This is a genomic window from Actinopolymorpha cephalotaxi, assembly GCF_013408535.1.
Taxonomy (GTDB): Bacteria; Actinomycetota; Actinomycetes; order Propionibacteriales; family Actinopolymorphaceae; genus Actinopolymorpha; species Actinopolymorpha cephalotaxi.
Map to the genome: position 1 here is coordinate 5,608,428 of NZ_JACBZA010000001.1, position 22,111 is coordinate 5,630,538.

Sequence of the window (22,111 nt, forward strand, 5' to 3'; positions counted from 1 at the left end):
GGCCGTCGAGAACGGCCGTCCGCACCTCGGCGTGGGTGGCGCGTGGGGTGTGCTCCATCAGGGTGGCTCCTCGGTCAATAGACAAGCGCGTTTCGGAAACGACGTTGCGACGGTACGGCGGCAGAGGGCATCCTCTCGGGCGTGCAGATGCATACCGACCAGCTCGCCATCTCGCCCGGCACCGCGTCCGACCTCGTTCGCAGCCAGTTCCCACAGTGGGGTGACCTGCCCATCCGGCAGATCGTGTCGGCCGGCACCGTCAACGCCATCTTTCGCCTCGGTGACCACGTGACGGCACGGTTCCCGTTGCGGCCGACGGGCGTCGAGGAGGCACGGCGGTGGCTGGAGGCCGAGGCCGACGCGGCCCGCGAACTGCTGGGGCGTACGCGCTTCCCCACCCCTGAGCCGCTCGGCCTCGGCGAGCCCGGCTTCGGCTATCCGATGCCGTGGTCGGTCCAGACCTGGGTGCCCGGCGTCACTGCCACCGAGCAGGACCCGGGTGAGTCGGAGGCCTTCGCGCACGACCTGGTCGAGTTCATTCGCGACGTACGCACGATCGACGTACGCGGCCGCACGTTCAACGGGTCCGGACGCGGCGGCACGATCGCCGACCACGAGGAATGGATCGAGACCTGCCTGCGGGAGAGCGAGCGCCTGCTCGACGTCCCGCGGCTGCGCCGGCTGTGGGCCGGATGGCGGGACCTGCCCCGCGGCGACGACCCTGACGTGATGAGCCACGGAGACCTCATCCCCGGCAACGTTCTCGTCGCGGACGGGAGGCTGGCCGGTGTACTCGACGTGGGTGGCCTGGGACCCGCCGACCCGGCCCTGGAACTGGTCGGCGCGTGGCACCTGCTCGAGGCCGGCCCGCGCCGGATCCTGCGCAGCGAACTCGGCTGCGACGACCTGGAATGGGAACGCGGCAAGGCGTGGGCGTTCGAACAGGCGATGGGGGTGGTGTGGTACTACGAGCACACCAACCCGGCCATGAGCACGATGGGCCTGCGCACCCTGGCGCACCTGCTCGACGACTCGCCCACGCCCTGACCTCGTTCCATGACCGGCATCCTGACGGTCACGCTTGTGGGATCGTTCCCAGAACCTCCCGGCTGTAGTGGCCGGCGATCTCGTCACTGGTCGTCAGCCAGACGTCGGGGTGGTTCGCGGCGTACTCGAGGGCCTGGTCGAGGTACTTGTGCCGACTCGGCTGCCCGATCACGAACGGGTGCAGGGCAAGCGCCATCACCCGGCCGCTGTCGGCCGAGTCCTCGACCAGCTGGTCGAGGTGGTCGGTGAACATCTGCAGGAAGTCCGGCCCGGTGAAGCCCTTGATGCCGAAGATGCCGAGGTCGTTGAGTTCGACGGTGTACGGCACGCTCAGCATGCCGGGGACGTTGAGCGCGAAGGGCTGGTCGTCGGCCGTCCAGTCCAGAACGTACTGCAGCCCGAGGTCGGCCAGCAGCCGTGGCGTGGCGAGCGTCTCGGTCAGCGCGGGCCCCATCCAGCCCAGTGGCCTTTGCCCGGTGGCCTTCTGGATCGTCTCCACGATCTCGGTCAGCTCGGCCAGCTCGGCCTCCGGCTCCAGGTCGGTGTGCAGCACGGAGTTGGTGCGGCCGTGGGCCAGCCAGGCCCAGTCACGCCTGCGTCCCGCCTCGATGATCTGCGGGTAGTGCTGGGCGACCTCGGAGTTGAGCAGCACGCTGGGGCGAATGCCGTGCCGGTCCATGGACTCGATCAGCCGCCAGATGCCCACACGTACGCCGTAGTCGCGCCACCCGTAGTTGAGCGCGTCCGGCAGAAGCGTGGACGTGTCCTGGATGATGCTGGTGGACGGCTTGTCCAGATGGAAGTGCTCGACGTTCAGGCCTATGTAGAACGCCACCCGCTTCCCGTCCGGCCAGTGGATGGGCGCGCGCTCGGTGATCGGTCTGTAGTCGTACAGCGTGTTCTCCATGATGTCCTCCCGTGTCCGCGACGAAGTGGTTGTCACCCAGCTATCGTCAACGTTCACACCGGTGTGATGGTCAAGCGGAAACGGGAAGTCATCCGGATCGGTGAGCTCGGCCACCGCACCACGGATGCAGCGCGGCCGTGCGCGGTCGAAGCCGCGGGCGGGCGGTGCCCGGCCGGAGGCGGCGCTGTCGGCGTAGGTCAGACGCCGGTGACCCCGTCGATGCGTTCCCGCAGCAGGTCGGCGTGGCCGTTGTGCCGGGCGTACTCCTCGATCATGTGCACGTAGACCCAGCGCAGCGAGGGTGCGATGCGCTCGCCGCCACGGATCCCGGTGCCGAGCGAGTCCAGGCTCGGCTGCTCAGCCGCGACCCGGCGGCTGTGGGCGACCTCGGCGTGCAGGCGCGCCAGGACGGTGGCCGCGTCGACCTCCTTCACGTCGTCGACGTCGATGTCCTTCACGTCGTCGACATCGTCGTCCGTACGGACGTCGGGGCTGTCTGTCGCCGGCGTGCCTGCGGGCGCGAACGCCGACCGGAACCAGTTCCGCTCGACGCCGGTCAGGTGACCGAGCAGCCCCAGCAGGCTGAGCGAGGACGGCGGCACCGACCGGGTCCTGAGCTGGTCCTCGGTGAGCCCCTCGCACTTGGTCAGGAGGGTCGCCCGGTGAAACTCCAACCAGGACTCGAGCATCGCCCGTTCCCCTGCCGCGACGGGCGGATCCTCACGTACGACTTCCCCCGCGAACTCCGGCTCGCTCACCCGGACAGCCTAGGACAAACGAGGAGTTTTGCGTCTCGTTTGCCGGCCCTTTGTGAGTGTCGAAGGTGCTGCCATCCGGCGACGCACAGGCCACTCACAACATTGCCGCCTAGATTGCCACCGCGCACACCCGGCATCAGGCGGAAGGGATCAGGCATGGATGGTGGAGCTCGGGCGGATCGCTCGTCCCGTGCACCCCGTCGGCGCCGGGCTCTCCGGCTGACCGCGCTGGTCCTCGCCGTCGTACTGGTGATCATCGCCGTGGTAGCCGGATTCGCCCTGTCGCGGTTGAGCGGGAACGTCAGCACCTTCGATGCACGTGGCCTCGCCATGCACCGACCGCCACCGCAGAAGGCGAACACCGCCGGGGACACACCGGAGAACGTGCTCCTACTCGGATCCGATACACGCGCGGGAGCCGGAAACCGCACCCTCGGCGGCGGAGGCGCGGCGATCGGGCGTTCGGACACGGCCATCCTGGTGCACGTGTACGCGGACCACCGGCACGCGGTGGCCGTGTCGATTCCGCGGGACACCCTCGTCGACATCCCGCACTGCCGCCTGCCCGACGGCACGTGGTCCTCACCGCAGTCACAGACGATGTTCAACTCCGCCTTCACGATGGGACTCACCGTCGCCGGCAACCCGGCGTGCACCCAGAACACCGTCGAGAAGCTGACCGGGATGCGGGTCGACCACACGATCGTCGTCGACTTCGAAGGATTCGCCGCCATCACGAAGGCGGTCGGCGGGGTTCGCGTCTGCGTGCCCAACAACGTGTACGCCGGCGATCTGAACCCGAATCTCGGTCGTCGCGGCAAGCTGGTTCTCGGCAAGGGCATACGGACGGTCTCGGGGCGTACCGCGCTGGACTACGTGCGGGTCCGCCACGGCATCGGCGACGGATCCGACATCGGCCGGATCAAACGCCAGCAGGCGTTCCTTGCCAGCCTCGCCGCGAAGGTCCGCGCGACCGAGTTCGATCCCACCAAACTGGCACCGCTGGCGGATGCGGCCTCCAAGGCCCTCACCGTCGATCCCGACCTGGGGTCGGCGACGAAGCTGCTCACCTTCGCCCTGTCGATGCGCAACCTCGGCTTGCACGACATCAGGTTCGTCACCGTGCCGTGGCAGTTCGAAGGTTCCCACGTCCGGATGGTCCAGCCCGACGCCGAGCAGCTCTGGTCCGCGCTGCGGGCCGATCGGCCCTTGGATGCCGGCGGTGACAACGGCGGCACGAACACCGGTCACGGCATCACGATCTCGGTCTTCAACGGCACCAGGACTTCGGGGCTCGCCGCTGCGGCAGCAGGCCGGCTTCGAGCGGACGGTTTCAAGGTGACCAGGACCACCAACGCGAAGTCGCAGGACCACGGCGCCACTCTGGTCGAGTACGGCCCTGGCCGGAAGGCTGACGCGAGCGCCCTCGCCGTAGCCGTCCCGCACGCCCGACTGCAACCGATCACCGGCTCGGGGGTCGACCTCGTGCTCGGCAGCGACTACCGGCCGACGTCCACGAAACCGACCGGCACACGCTCCGCCCGCCTGTCGCTTCCGGCCACCCAGACCCGCACCGCCGCGGACGCGGCGTGCTCCGACCTCACCTACGGGCCGTAAGCGGCGAAACGTGGCGGGCGTTCGCGGATGCTCAGATCCCCGGACCCAGAGCCAGCGCGGCCGCGACCGGGGCCAGATACAGCAGCGGGAACGGGACGTGGGCGTACGACCGCGCCCGCAGGACCGTGATCACGGCGCCGGTGAAGTAGAGGATCAGGCCGACGCCCGCGGCCACACCGAGGAGCGGGACGAACAGGCCGACCACGAGCCCGACCGCTCCGGCCGCCTTGGCCGTGCCCAGCCACGGCCACCAGGACCGGGGGACGCCGTACTCCGACAGCGGCTCCACCACCCACTTCGCGCGGATGAAGATGGAGAAGGCGGAGAAACCCACCCAGACGGCCGCGAAGAGGGTGACCACGAGATGCGCGACAGACATGGAAGCCGCTCCCTTCCAGCGAGGTTGCCGCGGCCGGCCAGGTCCTGGCCGGTCCCGACCACGTGGACACCGGTCGGCAGGCACCTGTGACGTTGCTCTGGGAGACTGACGGAGATCGCCGATCCTTGATCACGCTCGGGAGTCCTCATGGCCGCACTGCCACACGCCCGGTACGAGCCCGTCCGGCTGGCCGGGGTCCGGCCTCAGGGCTGGCTGCTGGAGTTCCTCCGCCGCCAGTGCGCCGGGATCACCGGCAACCCGCAGGCCAGCGGCTATCCCCTGGACCACACCTTCTGGGACGACCCGTCCCGGCTGCCCGACGTGGCCGACCCGGCGATGGCCTGGTGGCCGTACGAACAGACGGCGTACTGGGTGGACGGCGCGCTCAAGGCGGGCTTCCTGGCAGGTGAGGAGTCGGTACGCAAGCTCGCGGTGGCCCAGGTCGAGGACGCCATCGCGAACGCCGCACCGGACGGCTTCATCGGCCCGGAGATGTTCCGCGACGCCCACCGGTGGGCGTACCTCGTCTTCTTCCGTGCCGTGCTCACGCAGTACGCCATCACCGGCGACCAGCGGCTGATCGACGCGCTGGTCCGCCACTACCGCAGTACGCCCCACCCGATGGGCTTCGCGCGGGACGTGTCCGGGGTGGAGATCCTGCTGGCGCTGTACGCCGAGACCGGTGAGCCCGACCTGCTGGAGAGGGCGACCGACCTGTACGCGCGGTTCAACGCCCAGGACAGCGAGCACGGTCGCGACTACACCCTGGCCGGCATGCGTTCGGACCGGCCGGTCACCACGCACGGCGTGTCGTTCAACGAACTCGCCAAGCTCGGCGCCCTGATGTACGCCGCCACCGGTGACCGGGAGAGCCTGGACGCGACCGTGCACGCGTACGCCAAGGTGGAACGCGACCACCTGCTGGCCGACGGGCTGCACTCCGGCGCGGAGGCGATGAGCGGCAACGGGCCGCTGGAGTCGCACGAGACCTGCACCATCGCCGACCACACCTGGTCGCTGGGTCACCTGCTGCAGATCACCGGCGACGCACGCTACGCCGACCGGCTCGAACGCGTTGTTTTCAACGCACTTCCCGGTGCGGTGACGAAGGACTTCACCGCGCTGCAGTACTTCTCCTGCGCCAACCAGATGATCGCCACCAGCACCAGCAACCACAACCCGATGTCGCGCGGCGACAACCGGATGTCCTTCCGCCCCGGTCATCCGGTGCAGTGCTGCACCGGAAACGTCCAGCGGGCGTTGCCGAACTACGTCGAACGCATGTGGATGAGAGGTCCGGGCGGGGGCGAGGACGGCCACGGCGAGGAGATCGTCGCCGCGTTGTTCGGCCCGAGCCGGATCGAGGTGCCGCTTGCCGGCACGACGGTGACGATCGAGGAACAGACGCGGTATCCCTTCGAGCCCGGCGTTTCGTTCACCGTGACCCCGGAACGCGCCGCCCGCTTCACGTTCACGGTACGCATTCCGGAGTGGTGTCAAGCGCCGGTTGTCACCGTCGGTGGTGAGCCTGTCGACCAGGCTCCCGTCCCGGGCACCTTCTGCCGAATCGAACGCGAGTGGCATCCAGGCGACCGGGTCGAGGTGCGGCTGCCCTTCCCGCTGACGTCGCGGCGCTGGGCCGACGGCGGGATCAGCCTCGAGCTCGGCCCGTTGACGCTGAGCCTGCCAATCGCCACCACCCTCACCGTCGACACCGAGGACGATTGGGAGCGGACCCCGGTGGAGTTCCGGCTGGCCGGACCGCAGCGCCGGCTGCCCGACTTCCCCGCCTACACGCTCGTACCGGAAGGTGAGTGGGCGTACGCGCTGGCCGTCGACGAGACGAACCTCGCCGACGCCGCCGAGGTGGTGTGGACGGACACCTATGACACCGATGACACCGACGGCACCCGCGCGTTCCCGCTGGACGTCGAGACTCCGGCCGTACGGGTCAGCGTGCCGGCCCGGCGCGTACGCGACTGGACTCTGGCCGAGACCGACCGGGTGAGCCGGCTGCTGCCGTCGTTCGAGAACGGCCGGTTCCGGATGGTCGAGCACGAGGTCGAGGGCCGGTTCACCCTGACACCGCCGCTGCCCGCGCCGGACACCCTCGCCGAACGCCTCGCGGACGAGACCGAGCGGATCGAGCTCGTGCCGTACGGCAACACTCTGCTGCGGCTCACGGTCTTCCCGTCAGCCGAGCCGGAGACGTCAGCGCGGTAGCTGGGTCATCACCCAGATGGGCAACGGCTCGTCGACCGTGTGTGTGACCTGCCAGCCTGCACGGCGGTACATCTCGACGTTGGCGGGGTTGCTGGTCTCCAGAACCGCCGGGAGGCCGTCGGCGGCGGCGCGCCGCAGGCCGGCGTTCATGACGGCGTGGCCGAACCCTCGGCCCGCGCTGTCGGGGTGGGTGCCCAGGACACCGAGATACCAGAACGGCGTGGTCGGCAACGCCACGTGCACGGCCTCGTCGTAGGTGCGTACGCGTGCCCACACGTCGGCCGGCAACCGCGCCTCGAGATTGTCGCCGGCCTGGTCGCCGGACTCGTCGCCGGCTGTGCCGAGCGGGTCGGCCGGGCCGGTTCCGATCGACGGGGGCTGCCACATCGCGACCGAGGCGCCGCCGATCGTCCAGATCGTCCGACTGTGCACGCGCCGGTCGAAGAGGTCTCCGAAGAAGGCCCCCGCGTACGTCGGATAGGTGTCCTCGTCCGGAAACAGGTACCGCAGTACCGGGTCGCCGGAAAACGCGGCGACCAGCGAACCGATCACCCGGTCACGGTCGGCCGGGGTGGCGACGGCGATCTCGACTGTTGTCACCTGTCGACCGTACCGGCCACGAACCATCCGCCCCGCACGGCGGGCTCGAACCTCCCGACCCCTGATCACCCGCCTCTTGACCGACCGCGGCCGGGGTGGTCTGCTTGCCCGCATGCTGCGCGGACGGGCAACCCCGGATCCCTCGGCCGATCCGGCGAAGAGGAGTGACTACTGGGGTGTCGTGCTGGGCGCACCCGATCCCCAGGTGCTCGGCACCTTCTACGCCGCGGTGCTGGGCTGGGAGATCAAGGGGGACGAGCCGAACTGGGTGACGCTCTACCCCGGTGAGGGCGTGGCCTATCTCGCCATCCAGCGCGAGCCCGACTACGTGCCGCCGGTGTGGCCGGGCGCGCCCGGTCAGCAGCAGATGATGTCGCACCTGGACATCGAGGTGCAGGACCTCAAGGCGGCCGTGGAACACGCGGTCGAACTCGGCGCGGTCGTCGCGGGCTTCCAGCCGCAGGACAACGTTCGCGTGATGCTCGACCCCGCGGGCCACCCGTTCTGCCTCTACTCCTGATACTCCCTCGACTCCTGACGCTCCTGACCCTGCCTCGGCCGGGCCTTCCCCCGGCGTACGGTCAGCAGTGCCAGCCCTGCGAGGAACGCCACCACGCCGACGGCGAGCCAGACCGGCGACCCGCCAACCAGCGGTTGACAGTCGGCGACGCACAGTACGGGCTTGATGCGGACGAGATCGGCTCCCTGCAACACCCACAGGGCGCCGAGCGCGACAAGAACCGCACCCACCAGCATCCGCGCGATCCTGCGTACGTTCACGACGACCTCCCGCCTCTCTCCATCCAGCTGTACTCAGGCAACCTTAGAAGGTAACCTTAGGAAATGCCAGCAAACGACCCGAGCTCGGATCCGTTCCTGCCGCAGCTCATTGCCCAGGCGTTCGCCACCCTCATGGACGACCTGCACCGGCACCTGGTGGAGTCCGGCCACGACGACCTGCGGCCCACGCACTACCTGAACGTCTTCCGCTTCATGGACTGCGACGGCACCCGGCCGACCACGCTGGCCAGGCGCGCCGGGATGACACCGCAGGCGATGGGTGAGCTCGTCACCTACCTCGAACGCCACGACTACGTCCGGCGGGTTCCCGACCCGACCGACGGCCGGAGCCGGGTCGTCGTCTACGCCGACCGCGGTACGCAGGCCGCGGAGACCGCGACGAAGTACTTCGCGGACCTGGAGTCCCGCTGGGTCGAGGTGGTCGGCAAGGGCCGGTTGACAACTGTGAAGTCCGCGCTCGCGCAGATCGTCGGTATGCCGTGAGCAGGTCGCCCCGAGCCCTCGTCGGCCAGTGGGACCGTCGCGCACCCACGTACGACACGAAGATGGCCGGCGTGGAACGCCGCTATCTCGCCGACAGCCGCCGCTGGGTCTGCGGTCGCGCCCACGGCCGCACACTCGAGGTCGCCGTCGGCACCGGCGCCAACCTGCGGTACTACCCCGGCAAGGTCGAGTTGACAGCGGTCGACTGGAGCCCCGCCATGCTCGACGCCGCACGGCAGCGGGCCGACCAGGTTGGGCGAGCCGTCACGTTCCAGCGCGCCGACGCGGGCGCACTGCCCTTCCCCGCCGCCACTTTCGACACCGTGGTCGTGACCTTCTCCCTGTGTTGCGTACCGGACGAACGCGCCGCGCTGGCCGAGGCGCTCCGCGTGCTCCGGCCGGGCGGAAGCCTCCTGCTGGCCGACCACGTGGTCTCGTCCTCGTGGTGGTTCCGCGCGGCGCAACGCATGGTGGAGCTGGCCAGCATTCCCCTGCAGGGAGAGCACTACACCCGTCGGCCCGCCGCCACCCTTGCCGGACTTGGCGTCGCCATCGAGGAGTCCGAACGCCTCACCCTGGGCGCGATCGAACGCGTGCACGCCCGCACGTCGTTCGCCGAACGCCTCCCGAACTGACCGCCGTCCGGCATACTTCCCCTGGTCTGGTCGCGCAGTCGATCGGCAGGGAGTCTGCGGAAACACGGCGGGAAGAGGGAGAGCCAGGTGACCGATGCCACGGACGCAGCGCACGCTGCCGACGCGGACGTCGGCGACGCCGCCCGCCTCGTCCCCGCCGGCCTGGCGGAGCGGATCCGGACCTACTACCCGGCAGGTGCCGCCTGGCTGGAGGAACTCCCCCGACTGATCGCGACCTGTGCCCGCAGGTGGGACCTCACCCTGCTGCCCGCGTTCGAGCCGGGCGGCGACTCGAGCTGGACCGCTCCGGTGCGGCTGGCGGACGGCGACCTGGCGGTGCTCCAGCTCACCGTGCCGATGCCTGTCACCAGCGACCACCTCACGGCCCTGAAGGCGTGGGCCGGCCGGGGTGCCGTACGCCTGTTCGCCCATGACGCGGCGATCGGGGCCACGCTGATGGAGTGCTGCGTGCCAGGCACCCACGCGGAGCATCTCTCGCCGGAAGCCGCCGACGACGTCGCGGTGGCGGTCCTGCCGCAGCTGTGGTCCGCCGACGTGTCCGGCCTGCCCGAGCTGCCTGAGCCGTCTGGTTCCGACGGCCTGTCCGGTCCCGACGGCCTGGAGTCCCTGGACATCGCGGCCACCACCCGTGCCCGAGTGGTGGAGGGCCGCGCTGAGCAGTTCGGCGACGTCGTCGACACCGGACCGTTTCGCGAGGCAGCGCGGCTGTTCGCCTCGCTGCCGGCGTCCTCGGATCGTTCGGTGCTGCTGCACGGCGACTTCCACCGGCGCAACGTCGTACTCTCCCAGCGCGGCTGGCTGGCGATCGACCCGCTCGCCATGGTCGGCGATCCGTCGTACGACGCCGGGTTGTTTCTTCAGCACGACATGGACGGCGCCGTCACACCCGCCCGGGTCGACGCCCTGGCCGACCGGCTCGAACTCGACCGCGAGCTGACCCGGAAGTGGCTGTTCGCCCTCGGAGTCCAGGGCGCGTCCTGGCACCTGTCGATCGGCGACAAAGCCACCCACGACACGATCGTCGCCACCGCGCTCACCCTCTGGACGGCTTGACGAATACACAGAACTCGTTGCCCTCCGGGTCAGCGGGAACCGCCCACCGCATCAGTTCCTGGTGTTCTTGCACCTGGGAGTTTCAACCTGGCCGGCGATCTCGGCGGCGACGTTGGCGAGTGTCTTCTGGTTCGTGTCCACGACGGTCGCCGATCTGCGCAGCCACGGCAACGCGGCCTGGTAGTCCGCCAGTCGCCGCAGCCGCCATTCCTTCGCCTGTTGCAGTTCGGCGTCGTTCTCGATGCGGCGTACGAACTCGTCGCCTGTCGCGTCCAGCACGAAGTGCCTGACCTCGACGCCTTCCGCGGCCAGCTCGCCGAAGATCTCCCGGGCGTACGCCTCCACCACGAGGGTCTGCGGCACCACGAGCGTGCCGCCGACGTACCGCAGAATCTGGATCGCTGTCTGCGCCACCAACGGACGCCACGGTGGATGGTCCTGGAAGTCGGCGACCGGCTCGGTGGTGAGCACGTGGCCGAGCATGAAGCCGACCTGTTCGGAGTCGAAGATGCGCGACTTCGGCAGCAGGCGTACCAACTCGGCCGCCGTGCTCGTCTTCCCCGCACCGAAGGGCCCGTTCAGCCAGACGATCATGCGACCTCGATCGGACGGCGCTCCTGGCGGGTTTCGGCGTAGACGACGCCAGGAGCGGCGACCATCGCACGCTGCCGGGGTGTCAACGGCTCGAGTTCGTGCGGCGCCCACTGGTGGGACAGCCATGCCCACTGGCCGGGTGCGTACTTGTAGAACAGCGCTCGCCGTACGCCGGGTCCCTTCCAGTCCAGCGAGCCGTGAGTCAGCGCCTCGGTGAAGATCACGGCGTCGCCTGCGTCGAGCTCCACGTGGCGCAACCACGGATCGTCGGGGTTTGCTCGCTTGTCAAGGAAGGGCGACGGCAGGTTCGCCTTGTGGCTGCCGGGCACGCAGACAAAGCCGCCGTCCGCTGCCGAGACCTCCGTCAGCGCGAAGCTCACCACGATCAGTCCGGCGGAGATGGTTCCGTTCCGGACGTGGTACCAGGCACAGTTGCGTGGCCGGTCGTCAGGGAAGCCGTGCAGGTCCAGGCCTGGGGAACCGGCGACCATCTGGATGCCGTACGAGTGGTCGAGTCGTACTCGCTCGTCCACGAAGTCGATCAGATACGGGAGGATGCACTGGTGGTCGATCAGGTTCAGGAACGGCCCGCCGAGGTTGGGCAGCCACTCCAGGGCGGCTTCTCTTCCGGCCTCGTCGAGATCGTCCAACCCCTGCTGGTCGAGCACCTCGTTGAGCCGTGCCACCTCACCGGGGTCCAGCACGCCGCGTACGACGAGGTAACCGTTGAGGTCGAACAGATATCGTTCCTGGTCGCTCACGCCCATGCTCAGAACCCCTGTCAGGTTGCCGCCGTACGCCAGGTCAGCCTGCCACCTCACCGACCGCAGCGCCGACCTGTTTTAGTACACGAACCACTGAACGTGATCTCGGGCATCAGCGAAGGCACGAAGTCGCTCGACGGCTCGCTGGCCGAAGCCGTACGTGAAGCACGTGAGCAGGGCATCACCTGGGAGGAGATCGGCAAGGCGCTCGGGGTGAGCCGTCAGTCCGCCTGGGCACGGTTCTCGGTCGACTGAGCGCCCGAGGCACGAACGAAAAGCTGCTGCGGCGTGGGCCGCCAGGTGGCACGCTGCCTTGGTGATCATCATCAGGACTGTGCGAACGGCGGACCTGCCGGTCCTGTGGTCGATGGCGGTACTTCCGCATCGGGGCGCCACCGCCGATTCGTCGGTCCCGATCCCACTTCCCGCAGCCTGCGCGCCGCCGCCGGAGTTCCCCGACCTCGCTGACCCTTCCGGGTCGCCGGCTGAGGCGGGAGGCTGTCTTCTTGTAGCGGAAGCGGACGGTCACCTGGTCGGTATGGCGGGCTTCCGATCGACCGGAAACCCAGGACGCGCAGAGGTCGTGCACGTACGAGTTCACCCGGCCTTGCGCCGGCACGGCATCGGTCGCGGCCTGATGGATGCCGTGGAAACCGAAGCGGCACGTCGAGGGTTCACCGAGACCTGGCTCGACACAGCCACGAACATGCCCGAGGCGATGGCCTTCTACGAAGGCATCGGCTACATCGAGATCGGGCGCGAGACCAGGCCCGAGTGGCAGTGGACACTCGTCTACTACCTCAAGAAGCTTCCGTCGTGACCTGATCGCCGACCTTCCGGCAGCCACCTACGGGTCGAGCCAGCCGAGTTCGACGGCCCGCTCGTGCATCACCGGCTCGATCACTGGGAGGGTGAGGAGGGAGAAGGCATACGCGGCGACGAGCAGCCCTGCCGCTACCGCCCATGCGCGGTGGCCGGCGCCGAACGCGCGAGAACGGGAGCCTTGCGCTCGTTCGTCGCCCACACTGCCCCGGTGCCGGTGGAGCAACGTCACCGGGAGCCGACGGTCGGTTGGTCGCAACACCCAGGACGCGACGGCGCACACGCCGAACACCAACGGCACTCCCCACAGGCTCGGGCTGTCGCCGGCGATCAGGTGTGACCACACGGCACCCGACCACAGGAAGCAGCAGCCGGCGTAGGCCCATTCCTTGGTGAGCGCGAACCGCGGCGCGATGATGGCGGCTGCGGCAGCGACCTGCCAGACCCCGAGGATCCCGGCGAAGTAGGACGGGTAACCGAGGTGGTCCAGTTGGGCGGTGATCCAGTCGATCGGGACCAGGTTCCAGACCGATCCCGATGCCAGCTCGACGAGGATGACGAGGGTGGTGGCCCAGTAGAGGACGGTTCGGATCCGGTTCCGGTCCCAGCCTTCGCGAGCAGGGGCGAACTCGTGCGGCCGCGTGTGCCGTACCAGTGCGGGCATGACGCGCCTTCCCTTGTGATGAAGGTGTCTCACTGCTCCGACAGCGCAGACCGCCCGAGTGTGAGGCGGGGAGACGTGTCGCGAGTTGAATATAAATGACCGTTCGTTTATTGTCACGCCGTGACCACACCCGACCTGGCCGGTCCGCATCGTCGTGGTGGCCGGAGACGTACCGCGCCTGATCGAATGAGAGCGTTCATGCACGACAACGAGACCATCGAGGTGGTGGGAGCTCGCACCAACAACCTCCGCGACGTGACCGTGAGTATTCCCAAGAGACAGGTGGTCGCCTTCACCGGAGTCAGCGGCAGCGGCAAGACGTCGTTGGCGATCGACACCATTCACAGCGAGGCTCAACTCCGTTACCTGGAAGGGCTCTCGCCGTTCGTTCGGCAGTACATCACTCAGCAGAACCGGCCGAAGGCGGACCGCGTCCTCGGCCTGGGCGCGACCCTCGCCGTCGATCAGCGTCGGCTCAACCGCAACCCACGGTCCACCGTCGCCACCATCACGGGCATCGACGGCCACCTCGGACTGCTCTACTCCCGGCTGCCCGGCACAGCTCCGGACGCTGCGCCCGTCGCCGGCCACCTCACCACGGCCCACTTCGACCGGCACGCTCCGGAGGGGAGCTGCTCCGACTGCCACGGCGTCGGTGGTCGCTGGCAGGCGAGGGAAGAACTGATCATCACCCATCCGGAGTTGCCCCTCTTCGAAGGAGCCTCCCCCTGGTACGCGAAGTGGCGTTCCGGGGAACACGCCTTCCTTCCCGCTCTGGCCGACAAGCGCGGCGTGGACCTCACGCGGCCCTGGCAGACGCTGCCCGAGGCGTTCCGGCACAACGTGCTGTACGGGACGGGTGAGGAGAAGCTCGAGGCCACCGTCGACATGCCGAACAAGAACGAGGCGTCCTCCTGGACGTACACCTCCAGCCAACCGTTGCGCGGAGCACTCGCCGAGGTGGAACGGGTCTTCGCGAACGCCGCCACGCCCAGCGCCAAGGAGCGCTACCTGCCGTACATGCGCAAGATGTCCTGCGCCACCTGCGGTGGTAGCGGCTACGACGACGTGGCCAGGTCGGTGCGGCTCGGTGGCCTCACCTACCCCGAACTGCTGGAAGTCGATGTACGCGAGGTGCGCAGCTGGAGGGACCGGGTCAGCGCCGACCTCGGCATCGGGCAACGCGCGGTGGGCGAGCCACTGCTGCAGGACCTGGTACGCAGGCTCAGGGTCCTGGACCGGCTGGGCCTGAACCACCTCCAACTGTCCCGCAGCGCGGCCACCCTGTCCGGCGGTGAGCTCCAGCGAACCCGGCTCGCGGCCCAGCTCAGCACCGAACTCAGCGACATCATCTTCGTCCTGGACGAGCCGGGCACCGGCCTGCACCCGGCGGACAAGGCGCACCTGCTCGACATCGCACTGGAACTGCGAGCGGCCGGAAACACCGTGCTGCTGGTCGAGCACGACCCGGAACTGATCGGCCGCGCCGACTGGGTGATCGACCTGGGACCGGGCGCCGGGCGGCTCGGCGGCGAGGTGCTCGTCTCCGGCACACCGTCCGACGTCGCGGCGCATCCGCTGTCGCTGACCGGACACTTCCTCGCGGGAAGGGGGCCGCGACTGCGCCGTACCCGCCGACAGGTCGGGGACCGCACCGACTGGGTGGAACTGCACGGGCTGTCCGCGCACAACGTGACCGCGGACCGGGTCCGCTTCCCCATCGGGCGGCTGACCTGCCTGACGGGGATCAGCGGCAGCGGCAAGAGCAGCCTGCTCGGCGCGATCGGCGCCGGGATGGAGGCAGCCCTGAACGGAACGGCGACCGACACCGTCCGCAGGGTCACCGGAGGCGAGGGATTCAGCTGGGTCGCCGTGGTCGACCAGGAGCCGATCGGCCGCACCCCCCGGTCCAACCCCGCGACGTACAGCAAGGCCTTCGACATCGTCCGCAGGCTGTTCGCGGAAACCGACGAGGCACGCAAGCGGGGCCTCAACGCCTCATGGTTCTCCTTCAACACGGCGAACGGCGGACGCTGCGAGACCTGCACCGGGTACGGCCGCAAGCTGGTAGACATGCACTTCCTGCCGGATGTGTGGGTGGTCTGCGACATCTGCGAGGGTCGCCGCTACACGCCGGAGGCTCTGGAGATCACCTACGAAGGGCTGACCATCGACGGGGTGCTGGAACTCACCGTCGCCGAAGCCGTGGAACGCCTCACGGAACCAAGGCAGTTGGCGGAGGCGCTGGAAGCCCTGAACCGAGCCGGCCTCGGCTATCTGCAACTCGGTCAGAACGCCACCGAACTCTCCGGCGGCGAAGCGCAACGGCTGAAGCTGGCCTCGGCCATTCAGCGGGGCGCGGCCGGCCGCAAAGCCGGCTTGGTGGTTCTCGACGAACCGGTGTCCGGCCTGCACCCCTCCGACATCCAGCGCATGGTGGACGCCTTCGACCTGTTGCTGGACTCGGGCAACACCGTGGTCGTCGCCGAGCACGACATCCCGGTCGCCGCCTCCGCGGACTGGGTGATCGACCTGGGGCCGGGCGCGGGCCCAGACGGCGGGGTGGTGGTCGCGGCGGGTTCTCCGGAGGAGGTCGCTCGCGCCGACACCCCGACCGCGGGCTTCCTCCGCCGGTACGCTGCGGGCCAGCCACTGCTGGGCGAGCCCGGCACCAGTTGAGGAAGCGGACCTAGGAGCTGAGACACCGACATGCGTGAGTACTGGAACGCGTTCGCGCCGACCTTCGACGACGAGCCCGATCACGGTCTGCGTGATCCGCTCGTACGCCGAGCCTGGAAGGATCTCCTGCTCGGTGTCCTGCCGCCCAGCCCGGCGGACGTACTGGACCTCGGCTGCGGGACCGGCAGTCTGTCGGTGCTTCTCGCGGAGGTCGGCTATCGCGTGTCCGGTGTCGATCTTGCCGAACAGATGGTGGAGGCCGCCAAGGCGAAGGCCACCGCGGCCGGGGTCGACGTCAGGTTCGAGCAGGGGGACGCGGCTCAACCGCCGCACGAGCCACACTCCTTCGACGTCGTACTCACGCGGCACGTGCTGTGGGCGCTCCCCGATCCGGCCGGCGCACTCGAACGCTGGGTGGAACTGCTCCGGCCAGAGGGCCAACTGGTTCTGGTCGAGGGCAGGTGGGAGACGGGCGGCGGAATCGCGGCCGACGACTGCGAGGCGTTGCTGCGTACGCACTGCCGGTCGGTCCGTGTCCAGCGGCTTGACGACCCGACGTTCTGGGGACGTGAGATCTCCGACGCGCGATACCTCGCGATCGCCCGCCCGTGAGGAAGCCGTGCGTGGATTGAGCTAACGCAGCTCCAGCTCGCCGACGGTCTCGTCGCCCCGCAGCTCGCCAGTGGGCCTGAAGCCGAGGCGGAGGTAGAAGCGCTCCGGCCCGGCCTCGCCCGAATGCCAGGTGGTGGTCAGCCGGGTGCCGCCACGACGACGGATCTCGTCGGCCACGGACTCCACCGCGAAGCGCCCGTAACCGTGACCCTGCTCGCCGGCCGCGATGTTCAGCCGCCACAGGCCGGAACGGACATCGGCACCTTCCCCGTCGTCGGTCCACTCGACGTCGAAGAACGCCATCAGGAAGCCGACGACCCGCTCACCGTCGACGATGAGGCGAGGCCAGGCGATGTCGGGATAGACGTACGCCTGCGCGATCGACTTCACCACCGGCGCGACCAGATGTTCCTGATCCGAACGGATCCGCAGACCGATCGCGGCGTCGAAGTTCTCCTTCGTGATCTTCTCCAGCCTGGGTGCGCTCGTCATGCCCGCACCATAGGCCAGCCGTCCTGACCGCCGTCCCGGACAGGCGTCACGACCTCCGGGAGAGGAGGCGCCGGACCTCGGATCGGTCGACCGACCGCGTCGCCTCTTCCAGCCAGTCGAGTGGGGTACGACTGCCGCTGTCCAGGGCGCGAGGGTCTGCCCCGTGATCGAGAAGTACCTCTATCGTCTTCAGGAAACCTGCCTTCGCCGCGTAGTGCAGCGCCGTGGCGTTCAACGCCTCGACCCCGCTCATACGCCCAGGCTCACCGGTTCGGCGGTCGTCCACGCGGGCACCGTACTGGAGCAGGGCACGGACGTAGTCCGGATCGTCCTTGCGGCCCTGGTTCCCCGTACAGCTGGCACCGATCCACGCACCCGAGGAGTCGATCGACGCACCGCTCCCGGCCAGAAGTGGTGCGAGTAAGGGATGCAGCACCCAGCGACCTACTCCGATCCGAGTCGCGTCGGCGCCGTGCTCCAGCAGGAGTTCGACCATCGGCACGCTGCCGTGCTCGGCGGCGCCTCGCAGGGCGCGCACTCCCCCGTCCAACACGTCGGGGTCAGGGTCCACGAGCAACCGCAGTGCCTCGACCTGTCCACCGGCGACCGCGTGGTCGATCGGAGTGATGTCGAGGGCGTCGACCGCCGGATCGGGCGACCGCGCGAGGTCCCCATCGTCGGCGAGCATTCGTTCGAGCGAAGGAAGGTCACCGAGGAACGCGGCGGTGAACACGTCCTCCTTGGCGCCGGCGTCCAGCAGCAGCGACTCCACCTCCGAACGGCGCCTCAGCCGCGCCACGCACAGCGGCGTCGCGAACACCACGCGTTCGTACGCACGGCCGACGATCGCCACCTGAAGGCGGAACGGGACGTCGGCTCCGACTCCGTGGCGCAGCAGCGACCGAACGACATCGGTACGCCCGGCGAGGGCGGCCTCCTGCATGATCGCGCCGGCGTACACGGGAAGCAGCAGGTCCGGCTCCTCCGCCACCGCGGCATCGAGTCCGCCGACATCACCGCGACGGGCGAGATTCGTTGCCTGCTTGACGATCCGGCCGCCGACTCCGTGCAGCGCAACGTGCTGTTGACGCCCATCGGCAGCCGGAGAGGACCGGTTGACCAGTGCCAGCGCCAGAGAATGTGCCTGGTCGAGGATCGTCTGCCGGTCGTCCTCCTCCGCGATCGTGGCACCCAGCGCCTGCCGGAAATGCCAGAGCCACCGGCCGGCCGCCGCACGGGTGATCGGGACACTCTCGTGCCGGTGGAGCAGGCTGCCGTAGGCCTGCTGGGAGTAGCGGTTCGGCCCGCCCAACCACTCGACGAAGAACACCTTCTGCATCGCTCGCCCGTCGGCGAGATCACGCGGGAAGAGGGGACGCAGCTCCTTGTCGTTCTCGAACCCGTCGTAGAGAGCGTCGACGAGTCTGTCAACCGTCGCTTGCCCACCGATCCGGTCGAAGAGCCCGGCACCGCGGAAGGGGCGGAAACCGGACGGATTCTCCAGCAGGACGCGGTGGGCGAGGGACACGGGTGGCGTGGCGACCGCCTCCCCTTGCCGCCCTGTGGGGGTAGTTCGCGACTTCGGCATTCTGACGTCCGTTCCGGGCAGGACCGCGTTCCCGCCGACGCAGGCAGGGTAGCGGGCCTTCCTATCCGGCAGATCAGCCTGCGCGGCGGTCAGTCACCGAGGATGCGCCGCACCTCGCCGGCCAGGGCCTCGCCGAGTACGCGGTTGTTGTCCTCGGTGAAGTGGATACCGTCGACACCGTCGGTGCTGATGACCGAGCCCGCGTCGAAGAACGGGATCTTCAGGAAACTCGCCAGCGCCTCGTACTTCCTCGCGAGTTCGATCGTCTTCTCCCGGCCACCCTCGAAGATCACCTCGAACCATGGGTGTCCCATTTCGGCCAGCGGCGGCGGTGCGACCAGCAGCACCCTCGGCGCCGGATAGGCGGTGCCGACCCCGCCGGCCGAGGTGAGGACCTGGGAGAGCAGGAGGGACATGCCGGTAGCGATCTCGTTCGGCGTGCGCCGCAGGTAGGACTTGGTGTCATTCGTACCGAGCATCACGACGACCAGATCGAGCGGCAGGTGGCTGGCCAGCGCGGACGGGAGGTACGTCGAACCGTTGAGCCGCGGGTCGGCCGGGTCGTCGGCCGTCGTGGTGCGCGCACTCAGCCCTTCCTCCACGACGTGGTAGCCGTCTCCGAGCCGGTCGGCGAGCACTCCGGTCCACCGCACGTCGCGCGGGTAGCGCCACGACGGAGCGCCCTCGGCCACCGGCACCCAGCCCCAGGTGAGGGAATCACCGAAACACATGATGCTCTTGTCGGTCATCGAGTCTCCCTTTCGGTTTCGATCACTTCTTCTCACACAGAGGGTCGACGAGCCCCGCGTTCTCCAGGTAAGACTGCCGGAACTCGAAGCCGACAAGCATGATCTTGAACGCGAACAGCGCGACAAGCACCGCCATGAGCGAGGAAGTCCCACCGGCGATCGCCACAGAGGCGTTGTTCGCCCTGCCCCGACGCAGGCGCACGAACCCCAGCAGCGCGAGCACAAGCCCGGCCGCACCGAGGACAACGGCGAGGAACCCCCACAGTGGTATCCAGGCGATGCTCAGGCCGATGATGCCGAGAGTCAACGACGCGAGGCCGAAGCCGTTCCGGCCGGACTCCCCCGGCCCCGAGACGGACGCGTGAACCTGCTCGGACATGAGGGCTCCTCCCCGCGAGCGACAGTGGTCACATGCCTAGCAGACAAGGGATGCCCGCGACCAGACGTCGCCGTCATGCGATGTCGAAGCCGCGGTCCGCGTCAGGTCAGCTGGTTCTCGCTGACCTCCATCGCGAGCTGGTCCAGGTGCGTCACCTTGGCGGGAAACTCCTGCAGCAGGTCGCCGATTGTCTGCTCGTTCGTCTGCTCGTCACCCATCCACCATGGTGCCGGAAGCTCGCCGAGCGACACCTGCACCCGCTCGAACAGCGCGTGCAGATCGTGTCGTACGACGCTGAGGAAGAGGTCCGGTCCGGCCCAGGTGACGTCACCACCGGCATCGGCGTACGAACGCAGGATGTCGTTGATCGGCTCCGGTTCACCAACGCCGAAGATGTACGCCACCCGGCCCGCTTCGAGGGCCGCGCTGTCCTCCCGCACGGAGTCCCAGTCGACCAAGACCGGACCTGACCTCGCCATCAGCATGTTGTGCGCCTTGAAGTCTCCGTGTGTCGTCACGCGGTCCGGTGCCCTCCCGCACAGCCTCTCGATCCGCGCGGACGAGTCGAGGATGCACGGTAGCCGTTCCCCCGCGAACTCCGACCAGGCCCGGTTCCGTCGCCGCGCCTCGGCGAACCACTCCTCCCAGGTCACTCGTGGCCAGAGCGGCCGGCTCCACCAGGCAGGTAGACCGGCCAGCTTCGACGGCCGCAGCCGGTGGATCCGTGCCATCGTCCGGCCGAGCCACTCAGCGATGTCGTCGTCGGCTCGCAGTGCCCGATGCTCGACCCATCGGTAGACCCGGAACAGTCGGCGGTCGATGCGGGAGACCCATCCCACGCAGGGATCTACCGGCGGCACCGGCTCGGGCGTGTCGATGCCGGACTCCCTCGCACTGCGTTCGAACGACATCGCGACCTCCAGCTGGCCCAGCAGGTCCGCGCCCAGATACAGGCCTGCTGACATCGGCCTGTATCCCTTGATGAAGTAGCTGCCCATGCTGGTATCGAGTCGCCAGGTGTCGGTGTCCCCGCTTCTGACGTGGACGAGCCGGCTCAGTGGTCGCCCCAGCCCGAAGGCCTGCGCGATGGCTTGCGGGGTTGGCGTCTTCACGATCCCTCCAGGCCATGGAGCCTCAGCTCCTGGTGTCGAAGCCGCGATCGGTGCGGGTCAGTTCGACGAAGCCGAGCTTACGGAACAGGGCGAGTTCGGCGTCGGCAGTCGAGAGGGCATACTCCAGCAGGCGGTCGACGTTCGCCATCCGGAGCCAGTCGGCCACCAACCCGAACAGCCACGTCGCGATCCCTCGCCGCTGGTAGTCCTCCAGGATGTGCAGGTTTCCGATGTCGGCCCAGCCGTCGTGCCGGGCCACGCGGCCGGCGTCGGCGAGGTTCTCCACCTCGATGTAGCCCACTCGAAGGTCGCCGAGGTAGGCCGAGAATCGGGTGCCGTTGATGCCCACTGATCGGCGTACGGCAAGTCCGGGGATCGGCGGCTCGCCCACTCTGGGCAGGTCTTCGACCCGGGCGAGCAGGACTACTTCGGTGTGCTGGCCGTCGTACCCGAACCCGGCCCGCTCGTAGATCGCGCGCACGTGCGGCCACTGCTCCGGAACGCCGTAGATCCCCGGTGCCGGCAGCGCACCGTCGGCGGAGCGCCGAAGAACCCGCCAGGCGTCGAACTGCTGGTGGCAGGCCGCCGCCAGCACGTCACCCGCATGCTCGGCGTCGTTCCACGGGAAGTCCGGCGGCCAGCAGACCAGCCAGCGGATCTCCCCGAGACCGCGATAGCCCTCACCCACCGGCTCGCTGTCGCCGTAGCGCAGCAGGTGTGCCGCGGCGACCAGCCGGTCGTGCTGGACCGCGACCAGCGTGCGGCGTTCGGCAACCCAGGGATCGACGATCGGCTCGCCAGGCTCGCGTTCGAGTTGGCTCAGCACCGTGTTCGCCGACACCGACATACCGGGGACGACCACCTGGATGTGGCGGTTGACCAGTACGGTGAGCTGCTCGCGATCGCTGCGGCGGAACGGGCGCACCTGAACGGACGACATGAGCGGACCTCCAAAGGACAGCGCACAACGGCGCTTTCGTACGAACTGGAGGCCGCTATCGGTGCGGCACGGTCCGACACTACAACAGGGACCGGGCTTCCGCGAGGACCTGATCCTCTAGAGCACATACGGCAAACGCGTTGACCCAAGGAGCTGCGCTTGCTGAACTTTGCACGCTGACCCGACCGCGTC

Annotated in this window: 25 protein-coding genes; 11 read left to right on the top strand and 14 right to left on the bottom strand. The window is 68.8% G+C overall.

Going from position 1 to position 22,111, the window contains the following annotated elements:
• Positions 1 to 147 precede the first annotated feature (147 nt).
• Positions 148 to 1,047: an aminoglycoside phosphotransferase family protein gene (locus FHR37_RS24945; RefSeq protein ID WP_092885896.1), complete on the top strand. Its 900-nt coding sequence runs from the start codon at positions 148 to 150 to the stop codon at positions 1,045 to 1,047.
• Between the two features lie 28 nt (positions 1,048 to 1,075).
• On the opposite strand, the gene FHR37_RS24950 is transcribed toward FHR37_RS24945, so the two are convergent.
• Both FHR37_RS24950 and FHR37_RS24955 read right to left on the bottom strand, forming a co-directional pair.
• A complete protein-coding gene (locus FHR37_RS24950; RefSeq protein ID WP_092885720.1) occupies positions 1,076 to 1,954 on the bottom strand; it encodes a polysaccharide deacetylase family protein in 879 nt (292 codons plus the stop codon).
• Positions 1,955 to 2,151: 197 nt separating this feature from the next.
• Entirely contained in the window at positions 2,152 to 2,712 is a 561-nt protein-coding gene (locus tag FHR37_RS24955; protein WP_237768949.1) for a DinB family protein, read from the bottom strand.
• Positions 2,713 to 2,868: 156 nt separating this feature from the next.
• Here FHR37_RS24955 and FHR37_RS24960 point away from each other — a divergent pair, with 156 nt between their 5' ends.
• A complete protein-coding gene (locus FHR37_RS24960) occupies positions 2,869 to 4,329 on the top strand; it encodes an LCP family protein (RefSeq protein ID WP_092885722.1) in 1,461 nt (486 codons plus the stop codon).
• A gap of 31 nt (positions 4,330 to 4,360) precedes the next feature.
• Here FHR37_RS24960 and FHR37_RS24965 read toward each other — a convergent pair whose 3' ends face one another.
• On the bottom strand, positions 4,361 to 4,708 hold the full coding sequence (locus FHR37_RS24965) for a DoxX family protein (protein ID WP_092885724.1): 348 nt from the start codon (positions 4,706 to 4,708) through the stop codon (positions 4,361 to 4,363).
• Positions 4,709 to 4,855: 147 nt separating this feature from the next.
• On the opposite strand from FHR37_RS24965, the gene FHR37_RS24970 reads away from it, so the two are divergent.
• Complete coding sequence (locus FHR37_RS24970; protein ID WP_092885726.1) at positions 4,856 to 6,931, top strand: beta-L-arabinofuranosidase domain-containing protein; 2,076 nt, start codon at positions 4,856 to 4,858, stop codon at positions 6,929 to 6,931.
• On the opposite strand, the gene FHR37_RS24975 is transcribed toward FHR37_RS24970, so the two are convergent.
• On the bottom strand, positions 6,920 to 7,531 hold the full coding sequence (locus FHR37_RS24975; RefSeq protein WP_175542648.1) for a GNAT family N-acetyltransferase: 612 nt from the start codon (positions 7,529 to 7,531) through the stop codon (positions 6,920 to 6,922). The genes FHR37_RS24970 and FHR37_RS24975 overlap by 12 nt on opposite strands.
• Before the next feature lie 112 nt (positions 7,532 to 7,643).
• Here FHR37_RS24975 and FHR37_RS24980 point away from each other — a divergent pair, with 112 nt between their 5' ends.
• Complete coding sequence (locus tag FHR37_RS24980) at positions 7,644 to 8,051, top strand: VOC family protein (protein ID WP_202818233.1); 408 nt, start codon at positions 7,644 to 7,646, stop codon at positions 8,049 to 8,051.
• On the opposite strand, the gene FHR37_RS24985 is transcribed toward FHR37_RS24980, so the two are convergent.
• Positions 8,042 to 8,311: a hypothetical protein gene (locus FHR37_RS24985; RefSeq protein WP_092885730.1), complete on the bottom strand. Its 270-nt coding sequence runs from the start codon at positions 8,309 to 8,311 to the stop codon at positions 8,042 to 8,044. The two genes, FHR37_RS24980 and FHR37_RS24985, sit on opposite strands and share 10 nt — an antisense overlap.
• Before the next feature lie 63 nt (positions 8,312 to 8,374).
• Between FHR37_RS24985 and FHR37_RS24990 the strand changes: the two genes are divergently transcribed.
• From FHR37_RS24990 to FHR37_RS25000, 3 genes are all read left to right on the top strand, one after another.
• The gene (locus FHR37_RS24990) at positions 8,375 to 8,815 is read left to right on the top strand and encodes a MarR family winged helix-turn-helix transcriptional regulator (RefSeq protein ID WP_092885732.1); all 441 of its coding nucleotides are present in this window, start codon (positions 8,375 to 8,377) and stop codon (positions 8,813 to 8,815) included.
• Positions 8,812 to 9,450, top strand: a complete 639-nt coding sequence (locus FHR37_RS24995; RefSeq protein WP_092885734.1) for a class I SAM-dependent methyltransferase — start codon at positions 8,812 to 8,814, stop codon at positions 9,448 to 9,450. Before FHR37_RS24990 ends, FHR37_RS24995 begins: the two co-directional genes overlap by 4 nt.
• A gap of 87 nt (positions 9,451 to 9,537) precedes the next feature.
• Positions 9,538 to 10,524: an aminoglycoside phosphotransferase family protein gene (locus FHR37_RS25000; RefSeq protein WP_175542649.1), complete on the top strand. Its 987-nt coding sequence runs from the start codon at positions 9,538 to 9,540 to the stop codon at positions 10,522 to 10,524.
• A 51-nt stretch (positions 10,525 to 10,575) separates the two neighbouring features.
• Here FHR37_RS25000 and FHR37_RS25005 read toward each other — a convergent pair whose 3' ends face one another.
• The gene (locus FHR37_RS25005) at positions 10,576 to 11,118 is read right to left on the bottom strand and encodes an ATP-binding protein (protein WP_092885738.1); all 543 of its coding nucleotides are present in this window, start codon (positions 11,116 to 11,118) and stop codon (positions 10,576 to 10,578) included.
• Positions 11,115 to 11,939 (bottom strand): phytanoyl-CoA dioxygenase family protein, encoded by an 825-nt coding sequence (locus FHR37_RS33290; RefSeq protein ID WP_092885740.1) that lies wholly within the window; start codon positions 11,937 to 11,939, stop codon positions 11,115 to 11,117. Before FHR37_RS33290 ends, FHR37_RS25005 begins: the two co-directional genes overlap by 4 nt.
• A 42-nt stretch (positions 11,940 to 11,981) precedes the next feature.
• On the opposite strand from FHR37_RS33290, the gene FHR37_RS25015 reads away from it, so the two are divergent.
• The gene (locus FHR37_RS25015) at positions 11,982 to 12,137 is read left to right on the top strand and encodes a helix-turn-helix domain-containing protein (RefSeq protein ID WP_175542650.1); all 156 of its coding nucleotides are present in this window, start codon (positions 11,982 to 11,984) and stop codon (positions 12,135 to 12,137) included.
• A gap of 112 nt (positions 12,138 to 12,249) precedes the next feature.
• Positions 12,250 to 12,702, top strand: a complete 453-nt coding sequence (locus FHR37_RS32725; RefSeq protein ID WP_202885107.1) for a GNAT family N-acetyltransferase — start codon at positions 12,250 to 12,252, stop codon at positions 12,700 to 12,702.
• A 27-nt stretch (positions 12,703 to 12,729) separates the two neighbouring features.
• Here FHR37_RS32725 and FHR37_RS25025 read toward each other — a convergent pair whose 3' ends face one another.
• Positions 12,730 to 13,368 (bottom strand): DoxX family protein, encoded by a 639-nt coding sequence (locus FHR37_RS25025; protein WP_175542651.1) that lies wholly within the window; start codon positions 13,366 to 13,368, stop codon positions 12,730 to 12,732.
• A gap of 198 nt (positions 13,369 to 13,566) precedes the next feature.
• Between FHR37_RS25025 and FHR37_RS25030 the strand changes: the two genes are divergently transcribed.
• Both FHR37_RS25030 and FHR37_RS25035 read left to right on the top strand, forming a co-directional pair.
• Positions 13,567 to 16,047 carry an excinuclease ABC subunit UvrA gene (locus FHR37_RS25030; RefSeq protein WP_092885744.1) on the top strand — a complete coding sequence of 827 codons (2,481 nt, stop codon included), beginning with the start codon at positions 13,567 to 13,569 and terminating at the stop codon, positions 16,045 to 16,047.
• Between the two features lie 30 nt (positions 16,048 to 16,077).
• Entirely contained in the window at positions 16,078 to 16,659 is a 582-nt protein-coding gene (locus tag FHR37_RS25035) for a class I SAM-dependent methyltransferase (RefSeq protein WP_092885746.1), read from the top strand.
• A gap of 21 nt (positions 16,660 to 16,680) precedes the next feature.
• Here FHR37_RS25035 and FHR37_RS25040 read toward each other — a convergent pair whose 3' ends face one another.
• From FHR37_RS25040 to FHR37_RS25065, 6 genes are all read right to left on the bottom strand, one after another.
• Positions 16,681 to 17,151 carry a GNAT family N-acetyltransferase gene (locus tag FHR37_RS25040; RefSeq protein WP_092885748.1) on the bottom strand — a complete coding sequence of 157 codons (471 nt, stop codon included), beginning with the start codon at positions 17,149 to 17,151 and terminating at the stop codon, positions 16,681 to 16,683.
• A 46-nt stretch (positions 17,152 to 17,197) separates the two neighbouring features.
• Positions 17,198 to 18,739: a globin domain-containing protein gene (locus FHR37_RS25045; RefSeq protein WP_092885750.1), complete on the bottom strand. Its 1,542-nt coding sequence runs from the start codon at positions 18,737 to 18,739 to the stop codon at positions 17,198 to 17,200.
• Positions 18,740 to 18,828: 89 nt separating this feature from the next.
• On the bottom strand, positions 18,829 to 19,488 hold the full coding sequence (locus FHR37_RS25050; RefSeq protein ID WP_092885752.1) for an SGNH/GDSL hydrolase family protein: 660 nt from the start codon (positions 19,486 to 19,488) through the stop codon (positions 18,829 to 18,831).
• 22 nt (positions 19,489 to 19,510) lie between these two features.
• On the bottom strand, positions 19,511 to 19,867 hold the full coding sequence (locus FHR37_RS25055) for a hypothetical protein (protein ID WP_092885754.1): 357 nt from the start codon (positions 19,865 to 19,867) through the stop codon (positions 19,511 to 19,513).
• Between the two features lie 101 nt (positions 19,868 to 19,968).
• Positions 19,969 to 20,979, bottom strand: a complete 1,011-nt coding sequence (locus FHR37_RS25060; protein WP_139239077.1) for a phosphotransferase enzyme family protein — start codon at positions 20,977 to 20,979, stop codon at positions 19,969 to 19,971.
• Positions 20,980 to 21,001: 22 nt separating this feature from the next.
• The gene (locus FHR37_RS25065) at positions 21,002 to 21,919 is read right to left on the bottom strand and encodes a GNAT family N-acetyltransferase (protein WP_092885758.1); all 918 of its coding nucleotides are present in this window, start codon (positions 21,917 to 21,919) and stop codon (positions 21,002 to 21,004) included.
• Positions 21,920 to 22,111: the final 192 nt, after the last annotated feature.